Origin of the sequence: Microbacterium sp. NPDC064978 (assembly GCF_044543605.1) — a bacterium.
GTDB classification, from domain to species: domain Bacteria; phylum Actinomycetota; class Actinomycetes; order Actinomycetales; family Microbacteriaceae; genus Microbacterium; species Microbacterium meiriae.
In genome coordinates this window covers 124,452-142,698 of record NZ_JBITWF010000001.1, presented here as the reverse complement: position 1 = coordinate 142,698, position 18,247 = coordinate 124,452, and the positions used below count along the sequence as shown (strand labels likewise).

The window sequence follows — 18,247 nt, the reverse complement described above, 5'->3', positions numbered from 1 at the left end:
GCTCCCCGCGTAGACTGGGACGTCGATCCCTAGACCCGGAGCTCCATGTCTCGTCTTTCTCTCGCGCCCCGCATCCGCTATCTCCTCGGCCGTGCCCGCCGCATCGACGTCGGTTCGGTGTTCGAACGGGCGAAGGAGGCCTCGGCACAGCACCACCGTCCCGTTCCCACGATCGTCGCCGACATGCTCTGGTCGGCGGCCCGCCACAACGTGGGCTTCCAGGACTACATCGACTACGACTTCGCGATGCTCAACCGTGCCGAGCGCGAGACGTACATGACGCATCCGGTGTCCAACCAGCTCTCGCAGAAGTACGACCACCCCGACTTCCGCTGGATCTTCCAGGACAAGATCGAGTTCAACCGGAAGTTCTCCGCACATCTGCATCGCGAGTGGATGGTGGTCGAGGAGGGCAACGCCGACGAGGTCCGTGCCCTCACGGAGCGCCTCGGAACGATCGTCACGAAGGAGCCGGTCGGCCAGGCCGGGACCGGTGTGCACCGATATCACGCCGCCGACATCACGGACTGGACCGAGTTCCACCGCGGTCTCCTCGACCGCGGCGAGCTGCTGATCGAAGAGGTCATCCGCCAGCATGACGACCTGGCGGCCGTGTGCCCCGGGACCGTGAACACCACCCGCATCACCGCCTTCTTCGACGGGGAGAAGGCGCACATCCTCGCAATGGCGCAGAAGTTCGGCCGCGGCGCGGTGAGCGATCAGATGACCTTCGGCGGCTTCTACACGATGCTCGACGAGAACGGGCACGCCGTGGGGGCCGGCTATGACTCGCACGGGCACGTGCACGAGACCCACCCGGACTCGGGCTTCCGCATCGCCGACTTCCAGCTGCCCTACATGGACGAGGTGCGCGCCTTCATCGATCAGGTCGCCCGGGTCGTGCCGCAGGTGCAGTACGTCGGATGGGACGTCGTCGTGACCCCGGACGGCCCCGTGCTCGTCGAGGGGAACTGGGGCGCGGGCGTCTACGAGAACAAGCCCAGCGTCACCGGCATCCGTACCGGGCACAAGCCGCGCTACCGCGAGGTCATCGGCTTCTGACCTTTCGACAGCTCACCCTTCGACAGGCTCAGGGACCCCGCATGGGTCGCTGAGCGCGTCGAAGCGCCGGGCCACCCCTTTACATGCGAACCGGCCCCTTGCGTTCACACGCAAGGGGCCGGTTCGGTCGTGAAGGGGTGGGTCGAGCTGTTCAGACCGCGCGGACGATGCCGAGCGGCGTGGACTCGAGGCCCTGACCGAGCGGGTTGTCACCGAGGATCTTCACCAGCCGCAGCTCCCCCGCCTTGTCGAGCGTGGAGCCGAGGATGTTGCCGCCGAGATCGTTGATGTCGACCACCGCCACCTCGGCCTGGCCTCCGATCAGCGTCTTCAGGTGCGCCGCGACGCGGTCCGGGTCCTTCGGGCCGAGCACCACAGCCTCGTTGTACGGCGGGATGGTGTGCTTCGTCGGTCCGTCGATCGCGCGGGCCTTGTCCCCCGCGATGCGGTAGAAGTCGCCCTTGCGCCCGAAGGCCTTGGTGACCGCCGAGACGGCGGCAGCGAAGAGGATGCGCGGCGTACCGCACTCCCGCAACGCCATCTCCATCGTCTCGGGCATGCCGAGACCGATGCCGTACGGCGTGCGGGTGACGTACTTCGACAGGAACAGCGCGAGCTTCCGCGGCTGGATCTCGTCCAAGCGGTACGACCGGCCCTGGGTGATCGCGACGATCTTCTCGGTCACGAAGAGCAGGTCGCCCGGCTGGACGGCATCCTTCGCATACTCCGTGATGATGGCGTCGAGGTCGTCATCCGGCATCACGACGCGGGTGCGCAGCGGGATCCGCGCGTAGCTCTTTCCGTCGACGCTCGTCTCGAGCGCCTTGCCCTCGTTCGCCTGCATCACTCGAGGTAGTCCCGCAGCGACTGCGAGCGGCTCGGGTGGCGCAGCTTGGCCATCGTCTTGGACTCGATCTGACGGATGCGCTCACGCGTCACGCCGAACGTGTCACCGATCTGGTCGAGCGTCTTCGGCTGACCGTCGCCCAGACCGAAGCGCATCCGGATCACGCCGGCTTCGCGCTCGGAGAGGGAGTCGAGGAGCTGCTCGAGCTGACGCTGCAGCATCGTGAAGCCCACGGCGTCGGCGGGGACCACGGCCTCGGTGTCCTCGATGAGGTCACCGAACTCGCTGTCTCCGTCTTCGCCGAGCGGGGTGTGCAGGGAGATCGGCTCGCGACCGTACTTCTGCACCTCGACGACCTTCTCCGGAGTCATGTCGAGCTCGCGGCTCAGCTCTTCCGGGGTGGGTTCGCGACCGAGGTCCTGCAGCATCTGCCGCTGCACGCGGGCGAGCTTGTTGATGACCTCGACCATGTGCACCGGGATGCGGATGGTGCGGGCCTGGTCGGCCATGGCGCGGGTGATGGCCTGACGGATCCACCAGGTCGCGTAGGTCGAGAACTTGAAGCCCTTGGTGTAGTCGAACTTCTCCACCGCGCGGATGAGACCGAGGTTGCCCTCCTGGATCAGATCCAGGAACTGCATGCCGCGACCGGTATAGCGCTTGGCGAGGGAGACGACGAGACGGAGGTTCGCGCCGAGGAGGTGGCTCTTCGCGCGCTGGCCGTCGCGGGCGACCCACTGCAGGTCGAGTCCGAGCTGGCTCGTCTTCTCGGCGGGGGACATCGCGGAGAGCTTCTCCTCCGCGAACAGACCCGCCTCGATGCGCATCGCGAGCTCGACCTCTTCGGCCGCGTTCAGCAGCGCGACCTTTCCGATCTGCTTCAGGTAGTCCTTGACCGGGTCGGCCGTGGCACCGGTGATCTGGGTCGAGTAGACCGGGACCTCTTCGTCGTCCTTGGAGGAGATGACGATAGCGCCGGTCGGCAGCGGCTCGGTGAAGGCCGGCTTCGCGTCGTCCTCCTCCTCGTCGCCCGCGGCGTCCTCGGAGCCCTCGGCTGCGGCGGCGTCGTCTTCCTCGACGACGTCATCCGACTTCTTCTTCGCGGGGGCGCGCTTGGCCGCGGCGCGCTTGGGCGCAGGAGCCGCTTCGGTCGTTTCGACGTCCTCGACCTCGGGATCCGCGGTGATCTGATCGGCCTTCTTCGTCCGCGTGTTCTTCGTCGTGGCAGGAGTCACGTTTCGCCTTTCACGGGGCCGCTGGGAGACCCCGGGACATTTCGGACACTAGTAAGACCCTTGTCAAGTCCAGTGCTCGAAAACACTGATTGACAACGGGTCGGACTCCTAGTATCGCACACGTATGGCGATGAGGACGCATTCCCGCCCGATCCGCTGCGAGAGATTCAGCCGCGTCCCGGCTTGTCCTCGTCACCCGACGGCCGAGATGCGAGGTAGCGCTCGAGCTCGGCCGCGAGTTCGTCGGCGCTGGGCAGGTCGCGTTCGCTGAATCCGCCCTCGTCGTACGAATCGTCCTCGGGGTCACGACCGGCCATGTAGGCGTCGTACCGGCGCTCGAGGTTGTGCACCATCTGCTGCAGTTCGTCGTTCGCTGCGACCTGCTCGTCGACTCGGGCGAGGTAGTCCTCACGGCGCTCCTGGACTGCGTCGAGCATGAGCACGAGGCCGGTCGAGGCCATGAGCTTCTCCGCCGCTGCACTGACCGCCTCCGGATTCTCCGTCTCCGCGAGGTAGTGCGGCACGAGGAGCACGAAGCCGACGACGCGCTCCCCGCGCTCCGCGAACCGGTACTCGAGCAGGTGACCCGCGGTCGCCGGGACCTGCGTGCGCGGACGCCACACGGAGTGCGACACGACGAGGTCGCGCCGGTTCCCGCTCACCGTCGTCCCGATGGGGCGCGTGTGCGGCACGGGCATCGCGATCGAGTGGACCCAGTGCAGTCCCGAGGCCTCGAACTCCGCAGCGAGATCCAGGACGGTCTCCGCGAAGGCGTTCCACGCGAAGTCGGGCTCGTAGCCCGTGAGCAGCAGGAACGGGCGTCCCAGCGCGTCCGTGGCGAGGGAGAGCTCCAGACGGGGCGGGCGGAACTCGGCAAGGTGGTCCTGGTCGAAGGAGATGACCGGGCGGCGTGCGCGGTAGTCCAGGAGCACATCGTTGTCGAAGACCGCGAGCGGCTGCGGCGACGTCGTCTCCCGCAGATGATCGATGAGTCCCGACACCGCACTGCCCGCGTCGGTGAAACCGGTGAGCAGCATCACGAGAGGCAGGCCGTGGGGCACCGTGGGGGCGTTCGCGACGCGTTCGTGGATCTCTCCGGAGAAGGGCATGTCTCCATGCTACGAGCCGCACCCGGAGCCGGGCTCTGACGTGTCTCGCTGAGAGCGAACACACCCCGGCCGGCGGACCGACGACCCCGGGGCGGAGATCCTAGGATGGAGAGCATGACGCTTCCCGTGCTCTCGCACACCACCGATCAGTTCCCCGGAAGCGCTGCCGATGCCGCAGTGCTCGTCGTCCCCGATCTCTCCGAGTCGGCCGAGTCGCTGGCGGCTCACCCCGGTCTCGCCGACGCTCTGGCGGGCATCGGCTTCACCGGCGCCGCCGGTGCGTTCGCTCGGGTCTACGCCCCCGAGGTGACGCCACTCCCGTTCGCCGTCGTCGGCGTCGGCTCCACCGTCGACGATGCCTCCGTACGGAGCGCAGCCGGCGCGGCTCTCCGCTCCCTGACCGGCTTCGACACCGTCGCGCTCGGCCTCGCCGCCGGTCTCGAGGAGCACGCCGCCGCGGCCGCGGAGGGTGCCGTCCTCGGCGGCTACCGCTTCGACGACTACCGCGCCGAGAACGGCAGGAAGAAGCGGGCGACGGCGGTGGTCGTCCACGCCCCGCTCGACGACGAGACGATCGCCCGCGCCCACGCCACGGGTGAGGCCGTCGCTCTCATCAAGGACCTCGTGAACGTGCCCGCCGAGTGGCAGAGCCCCGCGCAGCTGGCACAGAGCGCCGCCGACAGCGTCGCGGACCTCGACGTCACCGTGGAGATCCTCGACGAGACCGCTCTCGCGGAACAGGGTTTCGGTGGCATCCTCGGCGTCGGCCAGGGATCCGACCGGCCGCCGCGCCTCGTCCGCCTCGACTACGCGCCGGCGGACGCGCAGCGGCACATCGCCCTCGTCGGCAAGGGCATCACCTTCGACACCGGCGGACTCTCCCTGAAGCCGGCGGCTTCGATGGTCGGCATGAAGTTCGACATGGCCGGTGCCGCGACCTCCCTCGCCGCCCTCCGCGCCATCGCGGCCCTCCGCCTCCCCGTGCACGTGACCGCCTGGCTCTGCATCACCGACAACATGCCGTCCGGTCGCGCTCTCCGCCCCGGGGACGTCATCCGCATCCTCGACGGCACCACCGTCGAGGTGCTGAACACCGACGCGGAGGGGCGCCTCGTCCTCGCCGACGGTCTGGTCGCCGCGAGCCGGGAGAACCCCGACGTCATCATCGACGTCGCGACTCTGACCGGCGCGATCGTCGCAGCCCTCGGCCACCGTCACACCGGCGTCTTCGGCGACGACGAGACTGTCGCGGAGTTCCTCGCCGCGGCCGCCCGCACGGGAGAGCCCGCGTGGCACATGCCGCTGCCCGCCTACATGGAGGAGACGCTCGACTCCCCCATCGCCGACATGATCAACGCCAACATGGGAGATCGGATGGGCGGCGCGTCCTTCGCCGGTCTCTTCCTCCGGCGCTTCGTCGGCCGCACCTCGGACGCGGACGACGCGCCGCGCATCCCCTGGGTGCACCTCGACATCGCGGGATCCGGTGAACACGCCGGCGCCCCCTACGGCTTCACAGAGAAGGGCCCCACGGGGGCGATGGTCCGATCGATCATCGCCTTCGCCGAAGCAGCATCCCACCCGGAGGCATGACACCCATGACAACCCACACCTTCGACATCGTCGTCCTGGGCGGCGGCAGCGGCGGGTACGCCGCGGCACTGCGAGCCAGCGAGCTCGGCAAGTCCGTCGCACTGATCGAGAAGGACAAGGTGGGAGGCACGTGCCTCCACCGCGGGTGCATCCCGACGAAGGCGCTGCTGCACGCCGCCGAGGTGGCGGACCACGTGCGTGACGCCGCCTCGGTCGGCGTCACGGCTTCGTTCGGCGGGATCGACCCGGCGGGCGTGCGCACGTATCGCGAGGGCATCGTCGCGAAGAAGTACAAGGGCCTCGAGGGGCTCGTCAAGGCGCGCGGGATCACCACGGTCACCGGGCTCGGAAGCCTGAATGCGGACCGGAGCGTCACCGTCGGCGACGATGTCTATGTCGGCACCGACGTCATCCTCGCCACCGGCTCGTACAGCCGCTCCCTGCCTGGTCTGGAGATCGGCGGACGGATCCTGACCAGCGAGCAGGCGCTCGCCCTGGACGTGATCCCGGAGCGGGTGCTCATCCTGGGCGGCGGCGTGATCGGCGTCGAGTTCGCGAGCGTGTGGCGCTCCTTCGGAGCCGAGGTGACGATCGTGGAGGCGCTGCCCCACCTCGTCCCGAACGAGGACATCGCGATGAGCAAGGGCCTCGAGCGTGCGTTCCGCCGCCGCGGCATCCAGTACTCCCTGGGCGTGCGCTTCCAGACCGCCACCCAGGACGACTCGTCCGTCACGGTCACGCTGGAGGACGGCAAGGAGTTCACCGCCGACTACCTCCTCGTCGCCGTCGGCCGCGGCCCCGCCACCGCCGACCTGGGATTCGAGGAAGCCGGCGTGCGCCTGGACCGCGGGTTCGTGACGGTGGACGGCGACCTCCGCACCGGCGTCCCCGGCGTGTGGGCGGTCGGCGACATCGTCCCCGGCCTCCAGCTCGCCCACCGCGGGTTCCAGCAGGGCATCGCGGTCGCCGAGCGCATCGCGGGCCTCTCCCCCGTGAACGTCCCTGACGTGCAGATCCCGAAGGTCACCTACTCGAGCCCGGAGGTCGCCTCGGTCGGTCTCACGGAGGAGGCGGCGGTCACCGCGCACGGCGCCGACGCGATCCACTCCTACGAGTACAACCTCGCGGGGAACGGGAAGAGCGAGATCATCGGAACGGGCGGCCTCGTCAAGGTCGTCCGCCTCAAGGACGGTCCCGTCCTCGGTGTGCATCTCCTCGGCGATCGCGTCGGCGAGCTCATCACCGAGGGCCAGCTCGCGGTCGCGTGGGAGGCCCATCCCGAGGACATCGCGCCGCTCATCCATGCCCACCCGACCCAGAGCGAGGCCCTCGGCGAAGCCTTCCTCGCGCTGGCCGGAAAGCCCCTGCACGCCCTCTGAGCACCAACCGGTGCCCGAGTCACTAAGCTAGACAAGCGTCATACAACTTCTGAAGGAGACTCAGTCATGAGCACATCCGTGGTCCTCCCCGCTCTCGGTGAGAGCGTCACAGAGGGTACGGTCACCCGCTGGCTCAAGCAGGTGGGAGACACCGTCCAGGCGGACGAGGGCCTGCTCGAGATCTCGACCGACAAGGTCGACACCGAGATCCCCTCCCCCGTCACCGGCGTGATCGAGGAGATCCTCGTGGCCGAGGACGAGACCGTCGAGGTCGGTGCTCTGCTGGCCCGCATCGGCGACGGCAGCGGTGCGGCACCGGCCGACGATGCCCCTGCTGCGGCTGAAGCCGCCCCGGCTGAGGCCGCCGCCCCCGCCGCTCCGGAGCCCGCCGCGGCTCCCGCGGCCGAGCAGCAGGCACCCGCCGACTCCGCCCCCGCCGAGTCCGCGCCTGCGGCTCCCTCCGGCGACGCCACCGACATCGTGCTCCCCGAGCTCGGTGAGAGCGTCACCGAGGGCACGGTCACCCGCTGGCTCAAGCAGGTCGGCGACTCGGTCGAGGTCGACGAGGCGCTCCTCGAGATCTCCACCGACAAGGTCGACACCGAGATCCCGTCGCCGGTCGCCGGGGTGCTGCAGGAGATCGTCGCCGGCGAGGACGAGACCGTCGAGGTCGGCGCCGTGCTGGCACGCGTGGGTTCCGGTGCTGCTCCCGCAGCCCAGCCCGAGGCTCCCGCTGCTCCGCAGGCCGAAGCCCCTGCCGCTCCGCAGGCCGAGGCGCCCGCCGCTCCGGCTCCGCAGGCCGAGGCTCCGGCTGCACAGCCCGAGGCTCCCGCTGCTCCCGCTCCGCAGGCCGAGGCCCCCGCAGCGCCCACGCAGGCCGCTGCTCCGGCACAGCCCGCGCAGGCGGAGGCCCCCAAGCTGTCGCTGCCGACCGAGAGCGACAACCTCTACGTGACCCCGCTCGTGCGCCGTCTGGCTGCGCAGCAGGGTGTGGACCTGGCCACGGTCAAGGGCACCGGCGTCGGAGGCCGAATCCGCAAGGAGGACGTCCTCAAGGCCGCAGAGACCGCCACCGCCGCACCGGCAGCCGCTGCAACGCCGGCTCCGGCCCCCCTGGAGGTGTCGCCGCTGCGCGGGACCACCCAGCCGATGTCGCGCCTGCGCAAGGTCCTCGCCAAGCGTGCGGTCGAGTCGATGCAGCAGACGGCCCAGCTCACCACGGTGGTCGAGGTGGACGTCACCGCTCTCGCCGAGTACCGCGACAGCGTCAAGGCGTCGTTCCTCGAGAAGACCGGCGACAAGCTGTCCTTCCTGCCGTTCTTCGCCCTCGCCGCGGCGGAGGCCCTGCAGGCCTTCCCGATCATCAACGCGACGGTCGACGGCGAGCAGATCGTCTACCCGGCGTCCGAGAACGTCTCGATCGCGGTCGACACCGAGCGCGGTCTGCTCACGCCGGTGCTCCGCGACGCTGCGTCGAAGAACATCGCCGAGATCGCCCACGAGATCGCCGATCTCGCTGCGCGCACCCGCGACAACAAGCTGAAGCCCGACGAGCTCGCCGGCGGGACGTTCACGCTGACCAACACCGGTTCGCGCGGCGCGCTGTTCGACACGCCCGTGGTGTTCCTGCCGCAGTCGGCGATCCTCGGCACGGGCACGGTCGTCAAGCGCCCGGGTCTGGTCAAGGTCGGCGGCACGGACGCGATCGCGGTCCGCTCCTACGTGTACCTGGCTCTGTCGTACGACCACCGCATCATCGACGGTGCCGACGCGGCACGCTTCCTCGGTGCGGTGAAGGCTCGCCTCGAGGCTGCGCAGTTCAGCGGCCAGCTCGGCGCCTGACCGACGGCTCGCCTCACTTCGGCTGGTCCGCGACGCGATATGCGTCGCGGACCAGCCATTTTTCATCTGCCCACACCAGCACGAGGATGGCTGCCTCCTCGGTCTTCGCTTCGCCGCTCTCGGGCGATGACGGCAGCTCCATCACGGCCATGTCTCCATAGCGATCCACGAGAACCGCATCCTTCCGACCGGCCATCTCGGCAGCGACGGGCGTGATCCCCGCGGAACCGGCCGCGACGGCAGCGGCGCACACCGCGTCGTCGCGTGCCTCGCACTCGACGATCTGCGCGAGGAGTGCCGGGAGAGCGCCTGTCGGATCGTCGGCCTTCGGCGGCGCCGCGGACGCGGACGGTGAAGGAGCAGGTGTCGGCGCAGTCCTCCTGGCAGGGCCCGCTCGCTCAGGACGGTCAGCGGACCGAGGAGTGGTCCCCGCTGCCCCGACCGCGGGATCGTCTCCGTCGCTCGGCCACAGCAGCCCCGCGAGGAGCACCGCCGCCGCGCACGCGCCGGCCACGATGAGCACCCGCCTGCGCCGGGACCGCGTCTCCCCTCCGCCCGCCGGCGGCCGTACCCTGATGGTCCGCCGATCGAGGAGAGGTCGCGCCCCGCTGACGACTCGATCGCGGAGGGCGAGCAGGCCGGCGAACGCCCGTACCGAGCCCCCTTTGACCGGACTCTCTTCCCGCATCCGACGCTCCCGCAGCCGTGCGCGGGTGACGGGTTCGGTGCGGACTCGTCGCACCGCACCGGAGACACCGGCTTCCGTGGGCGCCGCCCGGTCCTCGGCAGCCTCTTCCAGTGGTCGTGGTGCTGCGATCTCCAAGAGGTCGCTCTCTGCGTCCTCGAGCAATCGCCGGGGCACCCGGCGCTGTGCTGCGGCCGAGCGAACGCGATCGCGGGTGCGGTCGAGGACCCGGGCCATCGTCTTGTCGGTGCACTCCGCGCGTAGCCGGTCCACGATCACCAGGACGGCGGTCGATGCGTCCTGACCGGGCCCCAGCACGAAGACCGGCCGGCCCCCATCGGTGAGCCACCATGTCCCGTGCATGTCCACCGCCGACGCGGGCCCCAGCTCCGCCAGTCCACGCAGAAGACTCACGACCACCGTGCTGACCTCCCCCGATGGCAACCCGCCCCGCCGGAGCCGCCGATCCACGTAGGCCTCCAGGCGCTCGGTGCACCAGGGCAGAAGGACGTCGTGTCCGTCCGCGCGGCGGATCATGTCCACCGGCGCGGCGATGTGCTGGGTGCCCGCATATCGGCAGCCCGCCCAACCGGCGAGGCTCTCGGCCTCGACGCGCACGCCCGGACCGTCCGGCGAGGTGACGAGCGCACCGCGAAAGGGCCCCTCAGCAGAGCCGAGGAGTCGGATCGTACGGTGTGCCTGGGGAAGCACGGCCTGCTCGCGGGGGGCACTCTCACGCGCTGGTGTCATGCGATCCATCCCACCCGACCCGCGGGACGCTCCGTCCGAACTCGTTGCTCGGGGACGAGATCCCGTGGCGGGTCGGATTGTGCAGGAGAGATCGCGCACACGCTCTCCGCTGCACGCGAACGGCGGCATCGCACGGCCTTCGGACTCGGTAGGCTGGTCTCCATGGCAAAGCGTGCTCCTGAACCCGAGAAGCGTCCTGGGTTCTTCTCCCAGATCAAGTCCCTCTTCCGGTTCACGCGCGAGGCCTATGCCTGGCTCCCCTGGGCGCAGGCCGCGATCCTCATCGGCGGCGTGCTGCTCGGCCTCCTGGCCGGCTACCTGATTCCGCCGTTCCAGGTGTGGACGCTCGTCCTCTGGGCCATCACGGGCTTGATGCTCGGCGTCCTCGGCGCGCTGTTCCTCATGACCCGGCTGTCGACCTCGGCCATGTACACGAAGATCGACGGCATGCCCGGTGCGACCGGCCACGTGCTCAGCACGAGCCTCGGTCGCCGGTGGCAGGCCTCCGAGACCCCGGTGGGCATCAACCCGAAGACGCAGGAGGCGGTGTACCGGACGGTCGGCCGCGGCGGCATCGTCGTCGTCGGCGAGGGCGCCCGCGGACGACTCACGCGACTCGTGAACGAGGAGCGCAGCCGTGCGCAGCGCGTCGCTCACGGCGTGCCGATCACGGTGCTCTACGTCGGGCACGGCGAGGACGAGGTGCCCATCGCCGACCTCGCGAAGACCATCAAGAAGCTCCCGAAGGCCATCGACAAGGCCACGATGGCGGCCGTCATCCGCCGCATCGACTCGGTCTCGCAGTCGCTGTCGTCGCTTCCCATCCCGAAGGGGATCGACCCGACGAAGGTGCGCGCGCAGCGTCCGCGCTGACCCGCTCCCCCGGACCGCGAAGCGCGGCCGCCCTCACCGAGGGCGGCCGCGCTTCTCTCATTCCGAGAGCGGCTGCTTGGGCAGGCGGCGCACCTTCGCGCGGCGACGACGACGTTCGGGGATCATCGAGCGCATCTCATCGAGCTTTCCGAAGCAGAACAGGCGGTCGTCGGGCTCGAGCACCACATGCTTGCGCGGGTTCGGGATGACACTGACCCCCCGGTGCAGGGTGAGCACCGTGATGTCGCGCTCCCACAGGCCCGCCTCCCCCAGCGTCTTGCCGACCAGGTCGGCGGCGCCGTGGACCATGAGTTCGGCGACGCCGTAGCCGGTGGAGACGGTGAGGCGCTGCCGGACGTCGATCTCCGGGAAGGCGACCTGACCGGCGATGTAGTCGATGATCGCGCCCGCGACGTCGAGCTTGGTCGCGGTCTCGATACCCTGCAGGCCCGGGGAGGAGTTGACCTCCATCACCAGGGGTCCCTCGTCCCCCTCCAGCATGTCCACGCCGGCGACGCGGAGTCCCATGATCTGGGCCGACCGCACGGCAGCCCGTTCGTAGACCGGGTCGAGCTCGATCGCCTCGACCGAGCCGCCACGGTGCACGTTGGAACGGAACTCGTCCCCCGCTGCCGATCGGCGCATCGCGGCGACGACGCGGTCCCCGACGACGAGCGCGCGGATGTCGCGGCCCCGGCTCTCGGCGATGAACTTCTGGATGAGCACGTTCTGCTTGGTCGAGTGGAGCGTCTCGATGATGGCCTCAGCGACCTTCACCTGCGGCGCGAGGATGACGCCGATTCCCTGGGTGCCCTCGAGCAGCTTGATCACCACGGGAGCGCCGCCGACGCGCTCGATCGCCGGCCGCACGTCCGCGCGGTTGCGGACGAAGGCCGTCGGCGGCATCGCGATGTTGTGCCGGGAGAGGATCTGGTTCGCCCGGAGCTTGTCGCGCGCGCTCGAGATGCCGTTCGCCGTGTTCGGGGTGTAGACATCCATCTGCTCGAACTGTCGCACCACCGCGGTACCGAAGTACGTGATCGAGTTGCCGATGCGTGGCAGGATCGCGTCGTAGTCGCTGAGCTGCCGACCACGGTAGTGCAGGTCGGGTTCGTCGGAGGTCAGGTCGATCGCGAAGCGCAGGGTATTCAGCACCTTCACGTTGTGCCCTCGCTGCAGTGCGGCCGCGCGGAGGCGTTGGGTGGAGTACGCCTGCGGCGCACGGGACAGCACTGCGATCTTCACGGGGGATTTCCTGCCAGGATGTATCAGGTGAGTAGGTCTACCCATTCAAACACCCTTACGGGGTGGCGCGAGTGGGTGAGCCTGCCCGATCTCGGGGTCGACTGGATCAAAGCCAAGATCGACACCGGCGCCCGCACTTCGTCCCTGCACGCGTTCGACATCCAGGAGTTCGAGCGCGATGACGAGTCCTGGGTGCGGTTCCGTGTGAAGCCCTGGCAGGACAGCCAGGAGGATGCCGTCGTCGTCGAGTCTCCCATCCACGACCGGCGGGCCGTCCGGAGCTCCTCCGGCCACGCGCAGGAACGTCTCGTCGTGCAGCTGATGATCCGTCTCGTCGACCGAGAGGTGCTCGCCGAGGTCACGCTGAGCAACCGGGACGAGATGGGTTTCCGGATGCTGATCGGCCGCGAAGCGTTGCGTCGCGGGTACGTCGTCGACCCCGCGCGCTCGTTCCTCGGCGGCAGAGCACCCCGCGAAGCACGCCGTCGCAACCGCGGCCGCGACTGAGCCTCAGGCGCGGATGAGGACCGTGCCCACAGCCTTGTCGTGGAGACCGCGCTGATCCGGGTCCCACACGACGGCCGGGATCACGACGAGGAGAAGCAGCGTACGCACGATCGGGCGCCACAGACCGACCCATCCGCCGTCGAGACGGACGACGCGCATGCCGAGGATGCGGTGCCCTGGGCTGCCGCCGGCGGTCGGGATGAAGAGGATCTGCACGACGCCGAAGATGAGCAGCGTGGCGAACGGGTCGTACTGGAAGAACGCGACGGAGAGGATGACGGCTGCCGTCCAGTCGATCGCGAGGGCCCCGATGCGACGTCCAGGGCGACCGATGCTCCCCGGTCCGGACTCCGGGAGTCCGAGTCGCTCACCGGGGTACGTGTTCACAGCATCCGTCACCCCTCCAGCCTACCGAGGCTGTGGATGCCCTCCGATCCTGCTCACGCTGTAACACGGACGAAACAAAGCGGATACCGTGGAGAAATCCCCCGTCCGTACTGTGCAAAGTGGCCCCGAAGCCATCGATCCGCATCACAGGAGTCGTACATGTTCAAAGATTCGTCCGAGGTACTGGCCTACATCAAGGAGAACGACGTCAAATTCCTTGACATCCGTTTCACCGACCTCCCTGGTGTGCAGCAGCACTTCAACATCCCTGCGGCGACGGTCGACGAGGCCTTCTTCACGGACGGACAGCTGTTCGACGGCTCCTCCATCCGTGGCTTCGCCAGCATCCACGAGTCGGACATGCAGCTGATCCCGGATGTGACGACGGCGTACATCGACCCCTTCCGCGAGGCGAGCACCCTCGTGATGATCTTCGACATCTACAACCCGCGCACCGGCGAGATCTACTCGAAGGACCCGCGTCAGGTCGCGAAGAAGGCGGAGAAGTACCTCACCTCCACCGGCATCGCCGACACCGCGTTCTTCGCCCCCGAGGCCGAGTTCTACATCTTCGACGACGTGCGCTACTCCGTCACTGCCGGCGAGAGCTTCTACAAGGTCGACTCCGAGGAGGCCGCGTGGAACACCGGCCGCGAGGAGGAGGGCGGGAACCTCGCCAACAAGACCCCGTACAAGGGCGGCTACTTCCCCGTCAGCCCGGTCGACAAGACGGCCGACCTGCGCGACGACATCACCCTCAAGCTCATCGATGCGGGCTTCATCCTCGAGCGCTCCCACCACGAGGTGGGAACGGCCGGCCAGCAGGAGATCAACTACCGCTTCGACACCATGGTGCACGCGGCCGACGACATCCTGAAGTTCAAGTACATCGTCAAGAACACCGCCGAGGAGTGGGGCAAGGTCGCCACCTTCATGCCGAAGCCGCTGTACGGCGACAACGGCTCGGGCATGCACACCCACCAGTCGCTGTGGAGCGACGGCAAGCCGCTCTTCTACGACGAGGCCGGCTACGGTCAGCTCAGCGACATCGCGCGGTGGTACATCGGCGGCATCCTGGCCCACGCGCCGGCGCTGCTCGCCTTCACCAACCCGACGCTGAACAGCTACCACCGTCTGGTCAAGGGCTTCGAGGCGCCGGTCAACCTGGTCTACTCGGCCGGCAACCGCTCCGCCGCGATCCGCATCCCGATCACGGGCTCGAACCCGAAGGCCAAGCGCATCGAGTTCCGCGCCCCCGACGCCTCCGGCAACCCGTACCTCGCCTTCGCCGCGCAGCTCATGGCGGGCCTCGACGGCATCAAGAACCGGATCGAGCCGCACGAGCCCGTCGACAAGGACCTCTACGAGCTTCCGCCTGAGGAGGCCAAGAACATCCCGCAGGTGCCGAACTCCCTGCTGGACTCGCTCGAGGCGCTCCGTGCCGACCACCAGTTCCTCCTCGAGGGCGGCGTGTTCACCGAGGAGCTCATCGAGACCTGGATCTCCTACAAGTACGAGAACGAGATCCTGCCGATCGCTCAGCGCCCGCACCCGTTCGAGTACGAGCTGTACTTCGGAGTCTGAGCCGAACGCAGATCGCGAAAGAGTCCGTCCCCATCCGGGGGCGGGCTCTTTCGCTGCATGGGAACCGTGAGGCTACGGCAGCCCTACCCCCACGTACTCATTTGGGGTTACTTCCTACGCATATTCAGACATTTCGCTGTCCTCTGACCCTGTCTTCACCTATGCTCGATCCCGCAGCCGGGGGGCTCGCAGGAAGAGGGCGGCATGTCGCAGGATTATGAGGTCGACACGGATGTGTTGCGGGCGATGGCGGCGAAGACGCGGCGCATCATCGCAGACGTCGGGGCGACCGACCTCACCCCGCCGACGAGCGCCGGCCACGAGTGGGTGGTCGCAGCCTCTGAGCGGTTCGCCGAAACCTGGTCTGCGGGCCTCGCAGCGCGGGTGACGGTCTCCGACGATTTCACCGAACGTCTGGCGACGACGGCCCGGGTCTTCGATGAGGGGACGGATGCCGCGAAGGCCGAGGTCGACGCGATGATCTGGGAAGAGTGATGGAGCTCGGGCAGACCCGCTCCGCCACCGCCCTCATCCCTGGCTCCCCCGGCGCGGTCAGGCAGACAGCCGAGGGGTGGAAGGCGCACGGCACGACTGCAGCACAGGTGCACGACCAGCTCGCGACGCTCGACGATGAGGGCACCTGGACGGGCGAGGCCTACGACGCCTACCTGACGCGCTTCGACCGTCAGTTGCTGCACTGGTCGAACGCCGGCGACGGGCTCCGCGAGGGCGCTCACGCCCTGTTCACCTGGGCGGATGCGCTGGAGTGGGCGCAGGAGGAAGCCGCGCGCGCCATCACCCTGTGGGACGAGGCCGAGCAGCAGGCTGCCACGGCACTGGCCGCGCACCGCGCTTACGTCCGCGAGCTTCGGGTCGGGCAGGGCCTTCGGCACCCGGAGGTGGAGGTGCCATTCGTCGACCCGTCCGGTCCCGCGCATGAACAGGCCAGAGAGGTGCTGTTCAACGCCCGGGCGACGCTGGAGGTCTTCGCCCGAGACTGCGCTGTCCGGTTGGACCAGGCCGCAGAGGCAGCGCGCATGCCGCTCACCGAGGCTGAGGCCGCGACCGCAGCCCAACATGCCGTCACCGAGGCGGTGTTCACCCTTGCTGTCGTGCTGCCGTTCCAGGCCACGATGGACATGCTCGCCGTCTCCGCGCGGACGCTGCGGGAGCACCCGGACATCATCCTCGAACTCCTCGGCGGAGCCGCCCTGGTCATCGGCGGCGGGGCCATGATGGGCGGCGGCGGAGCGGTCGCCGTAACCGGCGTCGGCACCGTCCCTGGGGGTGGTCTGGCCTGGGCTGGCGCCGGCGTAGCCGCGGCCGGCCTGACCGCAGCCGGACACGCTGCCGGTGGGCGAACGAGTCCGCTCAGAATGCTCCTGAGCGCCCCGCCCCACACCCCACGCACGGCGGACGGAACGTGCTCGGCCAGTACAACGGCGACGGCCAACGCCCCTGGGTCGACACAGAAAAGATCGGACTCGATCGTGTCGCCGAGGACACCGGCAAGGACGTTATCCGCAACAAGATCCGCGCGACCATCCAGGGGTATCACCACAATCCCCAAGCGACCTCAGACCAAGTTCGCTATTACGATGGCTTCATCGAGAACGCCGACGGGACGTACACCGGCATCGAGATCAAGGGCGGCACGGGCAGCCGCGATGCAGCCCAACGTGGCTTCGATGCCACCGTGAGCCCCGAACGACCAGCGACCGCCACCCTGAATGGGGAGAGAATCACAATCACTCGAGTAATTCTGGAGACCGTGAAATGAGTCAACCGACACATATCCGTCAGATCAATGACGATACTCGCGGCGCACTGGTCGATTACTTCCGGCCGTACCAGGAACAGATCCAGTTCTCGCTGCGTCAGCTCAACGGGTCCTCAACATGGGCATGGAGCCTGTGGCGCGCCCCGGAGGGCGCGGACCTTCTGGACAGCATCCCCTTCAGCGAGGAGTACATCCAGTGTGCCGGGACAGCGGAAGCCCTTGTGATCGAGGTCCGCTATGTCGACCCGGACGGCACCGCGCATCAGTATGTCGTCGGGCGTCCGGGCGCGGACATGTCCGGCGAGCCCACCGAGGTCATCCACTGGGATGACGGACGCCATTCCACCACCGTGTATCCCAACGAGGTGTTCACGGCCGACGAAGCAGCGGTGATCTTCTACACCTACTTCCTCACCGATGAAGTCGCCCAGCCCTACACGCTCCGCGAGATTGACATGAGCGTCCCCGACCCCACCGAGGACGAGGCGCCATGAGAGTCGCGGTCCGTCACGACGCGATCGCCGACACGGTCGCACAGCTCGCTGCGTTCTCGGGGAGAGAGGAGACTGCGGTGACCTCAAGCAGGACGCACGGCCAGCAGTTCACGAGCGGTCAGATGGGGTGGATCACAGAGAACAGGCGCCCCGTCGCAGATCACTTGCGCCTCATGCTCGGCCGCTTGGACGGCGTGAGCGAGTTCACGTACAGCATCTGGCGTGGCGCGGAGCCGTCTAGCATCATCGGATTCCAGAAGCCTCTGACCGACTCCTTCATTCAGGCGACCGGTTCAGCCGATCAGATGACCGTGGAAGTCCGCCTCCCCGCGCCTGACGGCGAGACCCACCTGTACACGGTCGGGCGTCCCGAGCCTGCCGACGGGACGACGATGCTAATCCCGATCAGCCAGACCCGCGCCGTGCGCGTGTTCTCGAACGAGGTGTTCACTGCTGACGAAGCCGCAGTCATCTTCTACACGTACTATCTCACCGACGCCGTCGCTCAGCCGTACGTCCTCCGCGAGCTCGACCTCAGCCAGGAGCTGTCGGAGGAACGATGAGAGTCGCGGTCCGTCACGACGCCATCAGCGACACAGTCGCGCGTCTCGCCCTCACCGTCCGGCAGTTCCAGGAGCAGCTCGACACCCTCGACGCGGAGGCCGCTCGACTTCGATCCTCATGGTCCGGTGAGGCACAGGCGGCATACGACCGCGCCCACCACGACTGGGACACCGCCATCCGCGGCATGAAGGCCGCGCTCGCCGAAGCCAACCGCCGACTCATCACCGCCAATGCCATCTCCAGGGCAACCGCCAGCACCGCCGCCCGCCTCTGGAAGTGACGCTCATACGGTTCGGGATGGAACCCCCGCC

At 68.5% G+C, this 18,247-nt stretch carries 18 protein-coding genes; 12 read left to right on the top strand and 6 right to left on the bottom strand.

Translation table 11 applies throughout. The features are described 5' to 3' along the window. Window positions 1-45 precede the first annotated feature (45 nt). Window positions 46-1,062 carry a sugar-transfer associated ATP-grasp domain-containing protein gene (locus ACIGJI_RS00705; RefSeq protein WP_025103580.1) on the top strand — a complete coding sequence of 339 codons (1,017 nt, stop codon included), beginning with the start codon at window positions 46-48 and terminating at the stop codon, window positions 1,060-1,062. A gap of 151 nt (window positions 1,063-1,213) precedes the next feature. Here ACIGJI_RS00705 and ACIGJI_RS00700 read toward each other — a convergent pair whose 3' ends face one another. The 3 genes from ACIGJI_RS00700 to ACIGJI_RS00690 form a co-directional block, all read right to left on the bottom strand. Beyond that, window positions 1,214-1,906, bottom strand: a complete 693-nt coding sequence (locus ACIGJI_RS00700) for a coenzyme F420-0:L-glutamate ligase (protein WP_187661571.1) — start codon at window positions 1,904-1,906, stop codon at window positions 1,214-1,216. After that, window positions 1,906-3,096, bottom strand: a complete 1,191-nt coding sequence (locus ACIGJI_RS00695; RefSeq protein ID WP_363444569.1) for an RNA polymerase sigma factor — start codon at window positions 3,094-3,096, stop codon at window positions 1,906-1,908. Before ACIGJI_RS00695 ends, ACIGJI_RS00700 begins: the two co-directional genes overlap by 1 nt. Before the next feature lie 215 nt (window positions 3,097-3,311). Further along, window positions 3,312-4,253, bottom strand: a complete 942-nt coding sequence (locus ACIGJI_RS00690; protein ID WP_187661573.1) for a proteasome assembly chaperone family protein — start codon at window positions 4,251-4,253, stop codon at window positions 3,312-3,314. A 114-nt stretch (window positions 4,254-4,367) separates the two neighbouring features. Between ACIGJI_RS00690 and ACIGJI_RS00685 the strand changes: the two genes are divergently transcribed. The 3 genes from ACIGJI_RS00685 to sucB all read left to right on the top strand — a co-directional run bounded on the left by ACIGJI_RS00685 (window position 4,368) and on the right by sucB (window position 9,067). Then, window positions 4,368-5,846 (top strand): leucyl aminopeptidase, encoded by a 1,479-nt coding sequence (locus ACIGJI_RS00685; RefSeq protein ID WP_363443793.1) that lies wholly within the window; start codon window positions 4,368-4,370, stop codon window positions 5,844-5,846. A 5-nt stretch (window positions 5,847-5,851) separates the two neighbouring features. Further along, window positions 5,852-7,225, top strand: coding sequence for a dihydrolipoyl dehydrogenase (gene lpdA, locus ACIGJI_RS00680; protein ID WP_363443790.1), 1,374 nt, complete (start codon window positions 5,852-5,854; stop codon window positions 7,223-7,225). 66 nt (window positions 7,226-7,291) lie between these two features. Next, a complete protein-coding gene (gene sucB, locus ACIGJI_RS00675; protein WP_363443787.1) occupies window positions 7,292-9,067 on the top strand; it encodes a 2-oxoglutarate dehydrogenase, E2 component, dihydrolipoamide succinyltransferase in 1,776 nt (591 codons plus the stop codon). Between the two features lie 13 nt (window positions 9,068-9,080). On the opposite strand, the gene ACIGJI_RS00670 is transcribed toward sucB, so the two are convergent. Continuing rightward, window positions 9,081-10,370 (bottom strand): hypothetical protein, encoded by a 1,290-nt coding sequence (locus tag ACIGJI_RS00670; protein ID WP_366243618.1) that lies wholly within the window; start codon window positions 10,368-10,370, stop codon window positions 9,081-9,083. Between the two features lie 294 nt (window positions 10,371-10,664). Here ACIGJI_RS00670 and ACIGJI_RS00665 point away from each other — a divergent pair, with 294 nt between their 5' ends. Then, a complete protein-coding gene (locus tag ACIGJI_RS00665) occupies window positions 10,665-11,375 on the top strand; it encodes a DUF4191 family protein (protein WP_187661578.1) in 711 nt (236 codons plus the stop codon). A gap of 57 nt (window positions 11,376-11,432) precedes the next feature. On the opposite strand, the gene ACIGJI_RS00660 is transcribed toward ACIGJI_RS00665, so the two are convergent. Further along, window positions 11,433-12,620: a RimK family alpha-L-glutamate ligase gene (locus ACIGJI_RS00660; protein WP_060923121.1), complete on the bottom strand. Its 1,188-nt coding sequence runs from the start codon at window positions 12,618-12,620 to the stop codon at window positions 11,433-11,435. Between the two features lie 18 nt (window positions 12,621-12,638). Here ACIGJI_RS00660 and ACIGJI_RS00655 point away from each other — a divergent pair, with 18 nt between their 5' ends. Then, window positions 12,639-13,127 carry an ATP-dependent zinc protease gene (locus ACIGJI_RS00655; RefSeq protein ID WP_363443781.1) on the top strand — a complete coding sequence of 163 codons (489 nt, stop codon included), beginning with the start codon at window positions 12,639-12,641 and terminating at the stop codon, window positions 13,125-13,127. A gap of 3 nt (window positions 13,128-13,130) precedes the next feature. On the opposite strand, the gene ACIGJI_RS00650 is transcribed toward ACIGJI_RS00655, so the two are convergent. Continuing rightward, on the bottom strand, window positions 13,131-13,526 hold the full coding sequence (locus tag ACIGJI_RS00650) for an RDD family protein (protein ID WP_232089029.1): 396 nt from the start codon (window positions 13,524-13,526) through the stop codon (window positions 13,131-13,133). A gap of 147 nt (window positions 13,527-13,673) precedes the next feature. Here ACIGJI_RS00650 and glnA point away from each other — a divergent pair, with 147 nt between their 5' ends. The 6 genes from glnA (at window position 13,674) to ACIGJI_RS00620 (ending at window position 18,216) form a co-directional block, all read left to right on the top strand. Continuing rightward, on the top strand, window positions 13,674-15,098 hold the full coding sequence (gene glnA / locus ACIGJI_RS00645; RefSeq protein ID WP_187661580.1) for a type I glutamate--ammonia ligase: 1,425 nt from the start codon (window positions 13,674-13,676) through the stop codon (window positions 15,096-15,098). A gap of 204 nt (window positions 15,099-15,302) precedes the next feature. Then, on the top strand, window positions 15,303-15,593 hold the full coding sequence (locus ACIGJI_RS00640) for a hypothetical protein (RefSeq protein WP_363443778.1): 291 nt from the start codon (window positions 15,303-15,305) through the stop codon (window positions 15,591-15,593). After that, entirely contained in the window at window positions 15,593-16,798 is a 1,206-nt protein-coding gene (locus tag ACIGJI_RS00635; RefSeq protein ID WP_363443775.1) for a putative T7SS-secreted protein, read from the top strand. The genes ACIGJI_RS00640 and ACIGJI_RS00635 overlap by 1 nt, the downstream gene beginning before the upstream one ends. A gap of 76 nt (window positions 16,799-16,874) precedes the next feature. Next, window positions 16,875-17,372, top strand: coding sequence for a hypothetical protein (locus tag ACIGJI_RS00630; protein WP_363443773.1), 498 nt, complete (start codon window positions 16,875-16,877; stop codon window positions 17,370-17,372). Window positions 17,373-17,449: 77 nt separating this feature from the next. Further along, window positions 17,450-17,935, top strand: coding sequence for a hypothetical protein (locus tag ACIGJI_RS00625; RefSeq protein WP_366243615.1), 486 nt, complete (start codon window positions 17,450-17,452; stop codon window positions 17,933-17,935). Then, window positions 17,932-18,216 (top strand): WXG100 family type VII secretion target, encoded by a 285-nt coding sequence (locus tag ACIGJI_RS00620; protein ID WP_363443767.1) that lies wholly within the window; start codon window positions 17,932-17,934, stop codon window positions 18,214-18,216. The genes ACIGJI_RS00625 and ACIGJI_RS00620 overlap by 4 nt, the downstream gene beginning before the upstream one ends. Window positions 18,217-18,247: the final 31 nt, after the last annotated feature.